This is a genomic window from Williamsia serinedens (assembly GCF_024171725.1).
Lineage (GTDB): Bacteria > Actinomycetota > Actinomycetes > Mycobacteriales > Mycobacteriaceae > Williamsia_A > Williamsia_A serinedens.
The window spans coordinates 376,627-389,721 of sequence record NZ_JAMTCG010000002.1 but is presented as its reverse complement, the minus strand read 5'-3'; the positions used below and the strand labels follow the sequence as shown (position 1 = coordinate 389,721).

The following is a 13,095-nucleotide window of genomic DNA, read 5'->3' as shown; positions in this document are numbered from 1 at the left end:
GGTCAGCCCGCGGGGAGCAGGCTGACCTGACCGACGGTCACCTCGATGGCCTGGTCGTTGTTCACCACGCTGTTCGTCGGCGGGTTCTGCGAGATGACGCGGTTCGCGTCGGGACTCCCCAGGCCGACGTTGCGCGGTACCTGGTTGAGGGTGGTGTTCTTCCACCCCGCCGCGGTCAGCGTGTCCTGGGCCTGTTGGACCGTCTTGCCGGTGAGGTCGGGCATGCGGAACTGGTTTCCGCGTGAGACCGTCACGGTGACGACACTGTTCTCGTCGACCTGGGTGCCCGCGGCGGGCGACGAGCTGAGGACGGTCCCGGCCGGCTGTTCGGAGTCGGCCTGCTGGGTCTGGATCCGCAGGCGCGCGTTCTCCAGCGTCTGCTGCGCCTCGTCGGAGGTCTGCCCGGTGACGGTCGGTACCGACACCTGCCGCGGTCCGGTCCCGATCTGGATCGTGATCGTCGTGTTCACCGACTGCGAGGTGCCGCTCTGCGGCGACAGGCCGGCGACCTTGCCGCGCAACTGGTTCGACGACGGGACCTGAGCGCTCTTCACGTCGGTGAAGCCGAGCTCGTTGAGCGTCTTGCGGGCCTCGTCCTCGGTGCGACCGGTGAGGTCCGGGAGGTCCTGGCGCTGCGGTCCGCTCGAGATGTACAGCGTCACGGCCGAATTCTTGTCGACCCGGACGCCCTCGGCGGGGGCGGTGCGGGTCGGACTCCCCGAGGGCACCTGGTTGTTGGGCTCCTGCAACGTGCTGACCCGCAGGCCCATGGTGCTGAGCGTCGACTGTGCCTGGGTGGCGGACATGTCGGTGACGCGGGGGATGGTCACCTGATCGGTGTCGGAGGACCACGGACGCACCAGCAGCAGAGCGATCACCACGACCAGCACCGCGGCGAGGGCACCGAAGCCGACCAGCCGACGGCGATTCCGTCGGGGCGGCTCGTCGTCGAGGTCGGGACGACGGTGGGAGGTGGGGACCGCCCGCCCGTGTCGTTGGCGCGCAACGGGTTCGATGATGCCGGTCTTGTCCTCGTCGGACAGCAGCATGGGCGCACTGGGGCGGCCACCGGCGAGGACCTTCATCAGGTCCGACCGCAGCTCGCCGGCGGACTGGTACCGGTTCGCCGGGTTCTTGCTCATCGCCTTGAGGACGACGGAGTCCAGGACGGAGGGGATCTCGCGCCGGATGCTCGACGGGACCGGAGGGTCCTCGCGGACGTGCTGGTAGGCGACCGCGACCGGCGAGTCCCCGGTGAACGGCGGCTGACCGGTGAGGAGTTCGAAGAGCACGCAGCCCATCGAGTAGACGTCGCTGCGGGCGTCGACGCTCTCGCCGCGTGCCTGCTCCGGCGAGAGGTACTGCGCGGTGCCGATGACGGCCGAGGTCTGGGTCATCGAGCCCGTGGCGTCGGACATCGCGCGTGCGATGCCGAAGTCCATCACCTTCACCGCGCCGGACCGGTCGATCATGACGTTGGCCGGCTTCATGTCGCGGTGGACGATGCCGTTCTGGTGCGAGAAATCCAGTGCCGCAGCCACGTCGGCCATCCAGGTCATGGCCTGCCGCGGTGACACGTGGCCCTGGGCGCGCAGGACGTCGCGCAGGGTCTCACCGTCGACGAACTCCATGACGATGAACGGCAGCGGCCCCTCTGGGGTCGTCGCCTCGCCGGTGTCGAAGACGGAGACGATCGTCGGATGGTTCAGCGCGGCGGCGTTCTGTGCCTCCCGCCGGAAGCGGAGGTAGAAGCTCGGGTCGCGGGCGAGGTCGGCGCGCAGCACCTTGATCGCCACGTCGCGGTGGAGCCGGAGATCACGCGCGTGGTGCACCTCGGACATCCCGCCGAACCCGAGCGTCTCGCCGAGTTCGTAGCGGTCGGAGAGGTGACGAGGCGTGGTCATCAGTCACCTCTCTCGCTCTGGCCGGCCAGCGGTGTCGGCGTCGCGCTCCCACTGTAGTTCTGCTGCAGACCCGGGATCAGCGAGCCGAGACCCGGGAACAACCCACCCGGCGTGGTGGTGGTCGTGGTCGTCTCCGGGGTGGTGGTCGTGGTCTCCGGGGTGGTGGTGGTCGTCGTGGTCTCGGTCGTCGTCGTGGTGGTGGTCGTCTCCTCCTGGGTGGGGGCGACCTCCGTCGTCTGCGTCACCGTCGACGGTGTGGTGGACGGTGTGGTCGACCCGTCACCGCTGCCGCTCGTGGCGAGCCAGTACCCGACGAGGCCGAGCGCGGCCAACAGGAGCAGGACGGCCACGGCCGCGAGCGCTTTCTGCCCGGCGGTCCAGCGGTTGTCGTCCGGCGGCGGTGCGGCCGGGATCGGGCGACGCGACGTCGCCGTCGGGGGCGGGGGACCCGCCGGTCGCGGGATCGGCGCCGACATCTCGCGGGTGTGGAGGGGCGGCGGCGCGATCGGTCCGACACCGGCTCCCGGTGTCGGGGGACGACGGCCTGCGCGGACCGCGGCGACGGCGTCGGCGAACTCCCCGCCGTCGGCGTACCGACGGTGCGGGTCCTTCGCCATGGTGATGGCGATGAGTTCCCGTATGCCGCCGGGCAGTTCGGCCGGCAGCGGGGGAGGGGTCTCGCGGATGTGCTTCATCGCGACGGTGATCGCGCCGTCACCGAGGAACGGTCGGCGACCGGAGATCGACTCGTACCCGACGACGCCGAGCGAGTACACGTCCGAGGCGCTCGTCGCGTCCTCGCCGAGGGCCTGTTCCGGCGAGATGTACTGTGCCGTACCCATCACCATGCCGGTCTGCGTCACCGGGGCCGCGTCGACCGCCTTCGCGATGCCGAAGTCGGTGATCTTCACCTGACCGGTCGGGGTGATGAGGATGTTGCCGGGCTTGACGTCCCGGTGGATGAGTCCGGCGGTGTGCGCGGCGTTCAGCGCGCGACCGGTCTGCTCGAGCATGTCGAGCGCATTCGTCAGCGACAACCGGCCCAGGCGGGCGAGCACCGCGTTGAGCGGCTCACCGTTGACGAGCTCCATGACGAGGTAGGCCAACGCCGGACCGCCTGCGCGGTCGGGGGTCTCGCCGTAGTCGAAGATGCTCGCGATGCCCGGGTCGTGCAGGCGCGCTGTGGTCATCGCCTCGATCCGGAAGCGCTGCAGGAACTCCGCGTCGTCGGAGAACTCCGACTTGAGCACCTTCACCGCGACCCGTCGGTCGAGACGGGTGTCGATGCCCTCCCAGACCTGGCCCATGCCGCCGGTGGCGATCAGCCGCATCAACCGGTAGCGATCGGCGATCGTCGTCCCGCTCTGCAGGCTCATCCGTTCCCCCTCTCCCCCGACCCGAACCCTGTGGTGGCGCCCCGGATCCCGCCGCGGCTCATTGGTTGCCCCCGACCATCGCGTTGATGACCGCACGCCCGATCGGCGCGGCCGACGACCCACCCGTCGACTGGATGCCGCGGTCGCCGTTCTCGACGATGACCGCGACGGCGATCTGCGCGTTGCTGGACGGACCGAAGGCGATGTACCACGCGTAGGGCGTCTCGGCTGCGTCGGAGGTCGCCGAGTGCTCGGCCGTACCCGTCTTCGACGCGATGGTCACCGACGACCCGCCCGACCCCGTGGTGTTGCGCTCGGAGTCGATCATGAGACTGGTGAGCGTCGCGGCGGTCTGCGCGGAGATCGGCTCGTCCATGCTGCTGGGCGCCGTGGTGTAGAGCGTCTTGAGGTCCGGTCCCTGCAGCTTGTCGACGAGGTAGGGCTGCATCCGCACGCCGCCGTTGGCGACCGTCGCGGCGATCATCGCGTTCTCCAGCGGTGTCATCCGCACGTCGCGCTGTCCGATCGCACTCTGCCCCAGCGCCGCCAGGTCCGAGATGGGCCCCGTCGTCGACCCCGCCACAGACATCGGGACGTCCGGGGTGTCGGAGTCGAGGCCGAAGGCCGTCGCCGCCGACTTCACCGACGCGATGGGGTTCTGGAGGCGCTGCGTGGCCAGCTGCACGAACGCGGTGTTGCAGGAGTACTGGAACGCCTGACGCAGGGTGACCTCGCCGCCGGACGACCCGGGGCACGTCTCGCCGCCGTAGTTCGTCAGGCTGGTCGCGGTGTCGGGCAACGTGATCGAGCTCGACGCGGTCAGCCGGGTCGAGTCCGGGTTGATGCCCTGCGCGAGCGCGGCGGCCGTCGTGACGACCTTGAACGTGGAACCCGGCGGGTAGGTCTGGTCGATCGCGCGGTTGAGCATCGGCTGCGGCGACGACTCGGTGATCGACTCCGGGTTCCACCGGTTCCAGGCCGCCTCACGCTCCGCGGCGTCGTGGCTTGCGAGGAGGTTCGGGTCGTACGACGGCGTCGACACCATCGCCAGGATCGCACCGGTCTTCGGCGCGATGGCCACGACCGACCCGCGGCAGCCGCCAGAGCAGCCTGCGTTCATCGCGTCGTAGGCGACCTTCTGCAGGTTCGGTCGGATGGTGGTGACGACGTTGCCGCCCCGGGGATCCCGGCCCGAGAACATGTCCAGGAAACGCTGCCCGAAGAGGCGGTCGTCGTTGCCGTTGAGCAGCGAGTCGTAGGCCTGCTCGATGCCGGCGCTGCCGTACTGGAACGAGTAGAAGCCGGTCACGGGCGCGAACGCCGCGGCGTCCTTCCCGGGGTACACCCGCAGGTACTTCAGACGGTCGTTCGTCGGGACCGACTGGGCGATGACGGTCTGGCCGGCCGTGATCTGCCCGCGCTGACGGGAGTACTCGTCGAGCAGGACGCGCTGGTTGCGGGGATCGCTGCGCAGCGAGTCCGCCTTGAACACCTGCACATACGTGGTGTTCGCCAGCAGGGCGACCACCATCACCATGACCGCGATGACGACGCGGCGGATCGGGACGTTCACGCGCGCTTCACCACCTGTGTCGGCGCGGCGGCGACGGGGACCTGCTTGCGCTTGGACGTGTCGGGTTCGCGTGCCGCGTTGGACACCCGGACCAGCAGCGCGACGAGGACGAAGTTCGCCAGCAGCGACGACCCGCCGTAGGACATGAACGGCGTCGTCAGACCGGTGAGCGGGATCAGCTTGGTGACGCCGCCGACGACGACGAAGAGCTGCACCGCCATCGAGAACGACAGGCCCGTCGCGAGCAGCTTGCCGAAGCTGTCGCGCACGGTGATGCCGGTGCGCAACCCGCGGACGACGAGGATGAGGTAGATGCCCAGGATCGCGGTCATCCCGACGAGTCCGAGCTCCTCACCGATGGTCGCGACGATGAAGTCGGTGTTGGCGAAGGGGACGATGTTCGGCCGACCCGACCCGAGCCCGGTGCCGAACAGCCCACCGGTGGCGAGCCCGAACAGACCCTGTCCGACCTGGTACCCCTGGCCGTAGAAGTCGCTGAAGGGGTTCTGCCACACCTGGACTCGGACCTGCAGGTGCGGGAACAGCTCGTAGGCGAGCACCGCCCCTACGGTGAACAGCACGACGCCGATCACGACCCAGCCGACGCGTTCGGTCGCGACGTAGAGCATCGCGAGGATGGTCGTGAAGATCAGCAGCGGACCGCCGAGATCGTTGGCGAGGGCGAAGATCCCGATCGTCACGATCCACGCGGCGAGCAGGGGACCGAGGTCGCGGGCGCGCGGCAGGTCCATGCCGAGGAAGTGCTTGCCGGCCGTCGTGAACAGATCCCTCTTCGACACCAGGAGCGACGCCGTGAAGATGATGATGAGGATCTTCGAGAACTCACCGGGCTGGATGTTGAAGAGCGGTGTGCGGATCCAGTTCTTCGAGCCGTTGATCTCCGACAGCGACGCCGGCAGCAGGACCGGGATGGCGAGGAAGACCAGGCCGGACAGACCGAGGATGTAGCTGTAGCGCGACAGTGTGCGGTGGTCGCGGACGAAGATCAGGATGGCCGCGAACGCGACGATGCCGAGCACCATCCACAGGACCTGCTGGTCGGCGTTCGACGTCGACGCCGTGGTCTCGGCGGTCTCGCCGTTGCGGCCGGACCCGAGGTCGAGGCGGTGGATGAGGACCAGTCCCAGACCGTTCAGCATCGCGACGAGCGGCAGGATCAGCGGGTCGGCATAGGGCGCGAACCGTCGGATGACGAGGTGCGCACCGCCGTACAGCACGGCGAAGATGACCAGGTACTTGCCGACAGCCCAGGTGAGCTGCTGCTCCTGGGCGGCCTCCACGTTGATGAGCGCCACCGTCACCACCAGGGTGACCAGCGCCAGCAGTCCCAGCTCCGTCGTGCGCCCGGTGGGTCGCCGGATGGGCCCGGAGGTCGGGGTGGGGGTGACCGATTCCTGCGACATTCAGTGCCCCCGACAGATCTTGCGACCGCTGTCGTCGAAGCGGTCGACGCTGGTGTCGACGGTGGAGCTCGGAGCCGCGGACGACACGGGCGGCGGTGCCGGCTGACCGGGCGCGGTGGTGGTGGCCGGCGGGGGCAGCGGCGTGGACGACGGGGCGTGCGTGGCCGACGAGGGCGGGGTCGAGGTGGCCGACGTCGACTGCTCACCGCACAGTGGCAGCAGCGACAACAGGGTGACGTTCTGCTTCGCCTCGCCCAGGGGCACGCTCGGCTTGCTCGCACGGACCGTGTTCTGGCTCGGCTGGGACAGGTCGGCCACCCGCAGCGGCGAACAGGACGACGACCCGACGTCGGTGAAGGAGATGGTCGGCGTCGCGGCGGACGGGTCGCTGACGCAGGCCGCGAGGCTCACCGAGTTCAGCGAGACTCCGAGCACCGACCCCTGCATGCCGCGGTAGAGCACGACGTCGCCGTCGTGTTCGCCCACGTAGTAGTTGGACCGGATGATCGATCGCGCGACGAACCCGCCCGCGACCACCAGGACGATGAGCACGATCGCGATCGCCGCCCAGAGCCATTTGCGGCGGGGCCGGCGCTCCTCGACCACGTCCTCGACGTCGACGGTGGGCCGCCGCGGCGACTCCTGCGGCGGGCGCAGGGCCGCGGCCCGTCCGGCCGACGTCTTCGGGTCCGGGACGTAGTCGTCGTCACCCTCACCGGCGGCGCCTGCGCGGATCGGTCGGTGGTCGCCGTAGTCGACGTCGACGACGTCGGCCACGACGACGGTCACGTTGTCGGGCCCGCCGCCGCGGAGCGCGAGCTCGATGAGGCGGTCGGCGCAGTCCCCGTGGTCGGCGACCGACGCCAGGGTGTCGGCGATCGTCTCCTCGGACACCACGTCGGACAGGCCGTCGGAGCACAGCAGGTACCGGTCGCCGGCGCGGGCCTCCCGGATGGTCAGGGTCGGTTCCACCTCGGCGCCGGTGAGCGCGCGCATGATCAGCGACCGCTGGGGGTGCGTGTGGGCCTGCTCGGCCGTGATCCGCCCCTCCTCGACGAGCGTCTGCACGAACGTGTCGTCGCGGGTGATCTGGTTCAGCTCGCCGTCGCGGAGCAGGTACCCCCGGGAGTCGCCGATGTGACACAGCGCGAGGCGGTTGCCGGCGAACAGGATCGCGGTGAGCGTGGTGCCCATCCCGTCCAGCTCGGGGGACCGCTCCACCTGGTCGGCGATGGCGGCGTTGCCGCTGGCGATGGCCGATTCGAGCTTACCGAGCAGGTCACCGCCGGGTTCGTCGTCGTCGAGCGGTTGCAGGGCCTCGATGACGAGCTGGCTGGCGACCTCGCCGGCCGCGTGTCCGCCCATGCCGTCGGCGAGCGCTAGCAGACGCGCGCCCGCGTACACGGAGTCCTCGTTGTTGGAGCGGACCAGCCCGCGGTCACTCCGCGCGATGTAGCGCAGGACGAGGGTCACGGGCGCAGCTCGATCACGGTCTTGCCGATCCGGATCGGCGTGGCCAGGGGAACCTTCACCGCCGTCGTGACCTTGCCGCGGTCGAGATAGGTGCCGTTCGTGGAGCCGAGGTCCTCGACGTACCAGTCGTCACCCCGACGGGAGATGCGGGCATGTCGCTCGGAGGCGTAGTCGTCGGACAGGACGAGCGTCGAGTCGGCGGCGCGTCCGATGAGGACCGGTTGCGTCCCGAGGGTGATCCGGGTGTTGGCGAGGGCGCCGTGCGTGACGACGAGGAAGCGCGCCGCCCCCTTCGCGCGGGGTGCGCCGCCCGATCCGCGTCCCGACCGCTGGAAACGGGGGACGGGACGTTGGCCCGTGGCCGCGTACACGTCGTGGCGCAGTGCGCGCAGGACGGCCCAGACGACCAGCCACAACAGGAGCAGGAACCCGATGCGGGTCAACTGCAGCACGATGCCCTGCACAGGGGTTCACCTCCGTCGCGGTCTGGAGTGGGCCGTGGGTCGTCCGTGTGTGCCTGCGGTCGCGCGCAGCGTCGGACGCGACGCCCGCGGCGACTCATGGACCCACATCCTATGGGGGTGGCGCCGGGGAGTCGGTATCCGTAGGTGTCAGCTTCGCATCGCTTGTCCACCGACCGTGTCCGGGCCGATCACGGCCGGACACACAGATCTCACTGGAAGCGGACGGTGATGTCCGAGTGACCGAGCCGGATGCGGTCGCCGTCGGCGAGCTCCCAGCTGCTCACGGCCACGTCGTTGACGGTGGTGCCGTTGGTCGAGTTGAGATCGTGCAGGAGCGCGGTCCGACCGTCCCAGCGGATCTCGACGTGACGACGCGAGACGCCGGTGTCGGGGAGGCGGAACTGCGCGTCCTGACCACGGCCGATGACGTTGGAGCCGTCGCGCAGCGAGAACGTCCGGTTGGAGCCGTCCTCGAGGACGAGGGTCACACCGGTCGGTGCGTAGGTCGGTGCGGCCGTCGCCTGGCCGTAGCCCTGCTCGTAGCCGGCGGGCTGGTAGGCGCCCTGGTCGTAGGCACCGCGGTCGTATCCGCCCTGATAGGCACCGCCGCTGCGCGGGGCGTAGCCACCCTGGTCGTACCCACCCTGCTGGTACCCGGCGTCGCGGTAGTCGGCGTCGGAGTAGTAGCCGGCGTCGCCCTGCTGGTAGCCACGATCGCCCTCGTATCCGGCGCCGCCCTGGTCGTAGCCCTGCTGGTCGTAGCCGCCGGCCTGGCCGTACCCGCCCTGCTGGTAGCCGCCCGCGGGTCCGTAGGTGCCCTGGTCGTGACCGCCGCGCTGGTCCCAGCCGCCCTGCTGGTACCCGCTGTCGCGGTAGCCGCGGTCGGCGTAGCCCTGGCCGTACCCGGCGTCGCCCGCCCGGTCGTAGGAGCGGGCATCGTATCCCTCGCCGCCGTAGCCGCTGCCGGCCTGACCCTGCGGCTGGTCGTAGCCGCGCTGGTCGTACCCGCCGGTCCCGTATCCACCCTGGCCGTGGGCGCCGTAGCCGGAGGCACCGCTCTGATCCCAGGCCGCCTGATCGTGGCCGGCCCCGCCCTGGTCGTAGGAACCCTGCTCGTAGGAGCCCCGGTCGTACTCGCGGTCGTCGTGCCCGCGTCGCGAGTCGTGTCCTGGGTTCTGCGTCATGGGAAACACTCCTGGTCGGGGCTGAACGGGGGGGTTCGCGGGCGGGAGGGGAGCGGCCGGGGGCGGCCCGGCGGGCCGACCCGTCGAACCGGGGACGGGGTGGGGTGTCGCGTCCGGGTCGACGCGTCCACGCGCCCGGAACTGTCCCGTGTGCAGTGACGGGGACTGCTCGAACTCGACGACCACGTCCCCGTAGGTCTGCCATCCGTTGTCTCGGATGAAGTGCTCGAGATGCCGCGAGAACGTCTTGCGGTTCAACTCGTATTCCGACGACAGCTCCGCGTGGTCGGTGGGGCTGACCACCACCGTGTAGGCGTTCGGGGCGAGTGCGCCGCCGTCACCGAGGTCCTCGACGGAGTCCTCGGCCTCGCGCTGGAGGGCGTTCTCGACCTCCTGGGGGGCCACCTTGCCCCCGAAGACGCGGGCGAAACCGTCGTCGACGGCACCCTCGAGCTTCCGTTCGATGCGCTGCAGAATCCCCATGTCGGGACACCTCCCTCCACGACGTCAGCGTGTCACCGTGCATTCCGCGCCGTTTGATGATAGCGATCGAGCAGGCCAATCGTGCCATCGTGTCATCAACAGTCCCGTGTGTCACACCGGCCGACGGCTCCGGGCCCCCGGGGTCCGGTCGCGCGATTTATCCGGCTGCCGCACTGCGTGTTATCGTCGTCGGCGTCCGTCACCCAGACGGGCATGCCGGTTCGGACAGTGTCCGGACTTGTCACGGGCGAGTGGCGGAATGGCAGACGCGCTGGCTTCAGGTGCCAGTGTCCTTCGGGACGTGGGGGTTCAAGTCCCCCTTCGCCCACCCACACACCCACGGGGCACACTCTCCGCGTGGGTTTCGATGTCACCGAGTACACGACAGTGCTCATCACGCTCGTGGTCATCATGGACCCACCGGGTCAGATACCGATCTTTCTGAGCCTCGTCGGTCATCAGACGCCGGCCGCGCGGAACCGGGCGGCGTTCCAGGCGCCGGCGGTCAGCCTGCTCGTCATCTCGACGTTCGCCATCGGCGGCAAGTTCATCCTCGCCTACCTCCACATCGGGGTGCCTGCGCTGCAGGGCGCCGGGGGTCTCCTTCTCCTCCTCGTGGCGCTGCAGCTGCTGACCGGACTGGGGAACGCGTCGAACCCCCGCGCGGCGGACGGGGTGAACGTCGCCCTCGTGCCCCTCGGCACGCCGCTGCTCGCCGGGCCGGGCGCCATCGCGGCGGTCATCGTCTCGGTGTCCCAGGCCGACGACGAGGCGGGCACCTATCTCGCGATCGCCGCCGCCATCGTCACGGTGCATCTGATCCTGGCGACGGTGCTCCGGTTCTCGACGGTCCTCATCCGCATCCTCGGCGTCGGTGGGGTGACGCTCTTGGCGAAGATCGCGGGTCTGCTGCTCGCCGCGATCGCGGTCCAGCTCATCGCCAACTCGATCATCGGCTTCGTGAACACGGCCTGACCGCGATCAGCCTGCGGCCACGATCTCGACGTCGAGCTCGACACCGCGTTCGTGACCCTGGTGCTCGACGAACACGCAGATCCCGGTGCCCCGGTCGAGCCGAACGGTGGCGGGCACGCCTGGCACCCACTGCTGCGTGTCCATGTCGAGGTCGCCGGTGAGGAGGGCGCAGCACATGCACCGTGGTTCATATGCGGGCGTCGACTGCACGATCGCTTCCAACGCGGGCCGGCCGTGATGGGTGACCATGCGGACGTCCCCGACATCCACCCCGTGTGGGTCGCCCGGTTCCCACGCGAAACGCGCTGTGTCCGCGAATTCGCTGGGATCGAGCATCGCGACCCAGTGGTAATTGCGGAAGAACGGTTGGTCGACATCGACGGAGGTAAGGACATCGGGGAAGTCCGAGACGAGCCCGTCGTCGTCGAACACGGGCGTGATGTCCTGCGGCCACACCCCGGACACCCGTCTCCACGGGCGGTCACCCGTCGCCGTCCACATCCCGTCCATCGGTCGCGACGCCCGATACCGGTGGAGAACCGTGCCGTCGAGCGCGGTGACCACGAGGTCGGCTGGGCGGCGGATCCGGGCGCGACGGGGATCCATCGCATCGCCCGACCAGACGAACTCGACGGATCGCCACAGCCAATGCGACGACTGAGCGAGACGTCGGAAAGCGTCGGGATCGGGATGGGAGGACATCGGGACATGATCGCCATCTCCGCCCTTTCGCCGCGACACATTTTCCCTTGTCGAATTCTCCTTTGTCGAATGATCAGAGAACAGCACTTTCTCGTCGTTCAGCCGAACGACTCCTCACGTTCTTCAACAGCCGCTATGATCGCTTGCGAATAACGAACACAGCACGGAGGCGTTTCGGGGGTCTCGCTCGACGTGCTCGTTTCTGACGACGGTGTAGAGACGACGACGGAGAGCGACGTGAGCGAACTGGGTGGGGCCCCGCGCGATGCCGCGGATCGGCCTGTGGTCAACGCTGTCGTCGGACTCCCCGACGGCAAGGGCATGTGCATCGAGACCCGCACCGAGACCGAGACCGCCATCGAGATGTTGGCCGCGAACGGCCACGTCGTGCGCATCACCGTCCGTCCCGGCGGCGAGATCGTCGTCGCGACCGACGGCCTGGACCGGTCCGGACATGTCGTGACCGTCGACAGTGACGGTGTCGTCGCGCCGGAGCCGATGCCCGTCCGGTGATGCTCACCCCGGGCCTGTCGGCCCGGGGGTCCCGCCGCGGCGGGGTCAGGCCTTCACGAACCCCTGCGAGATCATCCAGTTCCGCGCGACCGTCGCCGGTTCCTGGCCGTCCACGTCGACCTCGCGGTTCATCGCGGTGATCGCCGCGTTGGTCAGCTTGTCCGAGACCGGCGCCATCACCTTCGCAATGTCGGGGTGGTCGAGGGCGAACTGCTTGCGCATGACGATCGCGGCGTTGTAGTTCGGGAAGAACTTCTTGTCGTCGGTGAGGATCTGCAGGTCCAGCGCTTGGATACGACCGTCGGTGGTGAACACCTCGCCGAAGGCGCACTGGCCGCCGTTCGCGGTGGCCGAGTAGATGATGCCCGTCTGCAGGATCGACACCTGCGCCTTGGTCACCGGGAAGCCGTACACCCGTGCCATACCGGGGAAACCGTCCTGGCGGGAACGGAACTCGGTCTCCAGACACGTGCGCGCGGCACCCGGGTCGCGGTTCACCAGCGCGGCGTAGTCGCTGAGCGTCTTCACGCCCGTCTTCTCCACCGTCGCCTTGTTCGCGGCCAGCGCGTAGGTGTTGTTCATCGGCGCCGGCGCGGTCCAGACCAGACCGTTCTTCTTGAGGTCCTCGTCGCGGACGGCCTCGAACTGCTTGCGCTCGTCGGGGATCGGCTTCTCGTTGCCGAGGTAGTTGATCCACCCGGTGCCGGTGTACTCGTAGGTGACGTCGACCTGGCCCTCGATCTGCGAGTCCCGCGTCGAGCGGGAGCCGACGATGCTGGTCAGGTCGCGCACGTTCGCCCCGGCGGCCATCAGCGAGTACTCGATGATGTAGCCGAGGATCACCTGCTCGGTGAACTCCTTCGAGCCCACGGTGACCTTCACGCCCTTGAGTGCGTCCACCGGCTTGATCGAGCCGGGCTGCACGGTGAACGGCGGTGTGCTGCCGGACGCGAGGCCACACGCCGCCGTGACCGCGATCATCAGCCCCGACATCGCCAGCAGCGCAGCGGTCTTGGCGCGGCGG

Annotated in this window: 11 protein-coding genes and 1 tRNA gene; 3 read left to right on the top strand and 9 right to left on the bottom strand. The window is 69.3% G+C overall.

The window, feature by feature from the left end; all coding sequences use genetic code 11:
• Positions 1 to 2 precede the first annotated feature (2 nt).
• The 7 genes from pknB to LX12_RS05255 all read right to left on the bottom strand — a co-directional run bounded on the left by pknB (position 3) and on the right by LX12_RS05255 (position 9,881).
• Positions 3 to 1,904 carry a Stk1 family PASTA domain-containing Ser/Thr kinase gene (pknB, locus tag LX12_RS05285; protein WP_253653475.1) on the bottom strand — a complete coding sequence of 634 codons (1,902 nt, stop codon included), beginning with the start codon at positions 1,902 to 1,904 and terminating at the stop codon, positions 3 to 5.
• A complete protein-coding gene (locus LX12_RS05280; RefSeq protein WP_253653474.1) occupies positions 1,904 to 3,280 on the bottom strand; it encodes a serine/threonine-protein kinase in 1,377 nt (458 codons plus the stop codon). Before LX12_RS05280 ends, pknB begins: the two co-directional genes overlap by 1 nt.
• Positions 3,281 to 3,338: 58 nt before the next feature.
• Positions 3,339 to 4,853: a peptidoglycan D,D-transpeptidase FtsI family protein gene (locus LX12_RS05275; protein WP_253653473.1), complete on the bottom strand. Its 1,515-nt coding sequence runs from the start codon at positions 4,851 to 4,853 to the stop codon at positions 3,339 to 3,341.
• On the bottom strand, positions 4,850 to 6,277 hold the full coding sequence (locus LX12_RS05270) for an FtsW/RodA/SpoVE family cell cycle protein (protein ID WP_253653472.1): 1,428 nt from the start codon (positions 6,275 to 6,277) through the stop codon (positions 4,850 to 4,852). The genes LX12_RS05275 and LX12_RS05270 overlap by 4 nt, the downstream gene beginning before the upstream one ends.
• On the bottom strand, positions 6,278 to 7,750 hold the full coding sequence (locus LX12_RS05265) for a PP2C family protein-serine/threonine phosphatase (protein WP_253653471.1): 1,473 nt from the start codon (positions 7,748 to 7,750) through the stop codon (positions 6,278 to 6,280).
• Positions 7,747 to 8,214, bottom strand: coding sequence for an FHA domain-containing protein FhaB/FipA (locus tag LX12_RS05260; protein ID WP_253653470.1), 468 nt, complete (start codon positions 8,212 to 8,214; stop codon positions 7,747 to 7,749). Before LX12_RS05260 ends, LX12_RS05265 begins: the two co-directional genes overlap by 4 nt.
• Positions 8,215 to 8,423: 209 nt before the next feature.
• Positions 8,424 to 9,881, bottom strand: coding sequence for an FHA domain-containing protein (locus tag LX12_RS05255; RefSeq protein WP_253653469.1), 1,458 nt, complete (start codon positions 9,879 to 9,881; stop codon positions 8,424 to 8,426).
• Positions 9,882 to 10,126: 245 nt separating this feature from the next.
• Between LX12_RS05255 and LX12_RS05250 the strand changes: the two genes are divergently transcribed.
• Positions 10,127 to 10,209 (top strand) — tRNA-Leu (locus LX12_RS05250).
• 29 nt (positions 10,210 to 10,238) lie between these two features.
• Positions 10,239 to 10,856: a MarC family protein gene (locus LX12_RS05245; protein WP_253653468.1), complete on the top strand. Its 618-nt coding sequence runs from the start codon at positions 10,239 to 10,241 to the stop codon at positions 10,854 to 10,856.
• Between the two features lie 6 nt (positions 10,857 to 10,862).
• On the opposite strand, the gene LX12_RS05240 is transcribed toward LX12_RS05245, so the two are convergent.
• Positions 10,863 to 11,558 (bottom strand): hypothetical protein, encoded by a 696-nt coding sequence (locus LX12_RS05240; RefSeq protein ID WP_253653467.1) that lies wholly within the window; start codon positions 11,556 to 11,558, stop codon positions 10,863 to 10,865.
• Positions 11,559 to 11,795: 237 nt separating this feature from the next.
• Here LX12_RS05240 and LX12_RS05235 point away from each other — a divergent pair, with 237 nt between their 5' ends.
• Positions 11,796 to 12,071 carry a hypothetical protein gene (locus tag LX12_RS05235; RefSeq protein WP_253653466.1) on the top strand — a complete coding sequence of 92 codons (276 nt, stop codon included), beginning with the start codon at positions 11,796 to 11,798 and terminating at the stop codon, positions 12,069 to 12,071.
• Between the two features lie 45 nt (positions 12,072 to 12,116).
• On the opposite strand, the gene LX12_RS05230 is transcribed toward LX12_RS05235, so the two are convergent.
• Complete coding sequence (locus LX12_RS05230; protein ID WP_253653874.1) at positions 12,117 to 13,064, bottom strand: glycine betaine ABC transporter substrate-binding protein; 948 nt, start codon at positions 13,062 to 13,064, stop codon at positions 12,117 to 12,119.
• Positions 13,065 to 13,095: the final 31 nt, after the last annotated feature.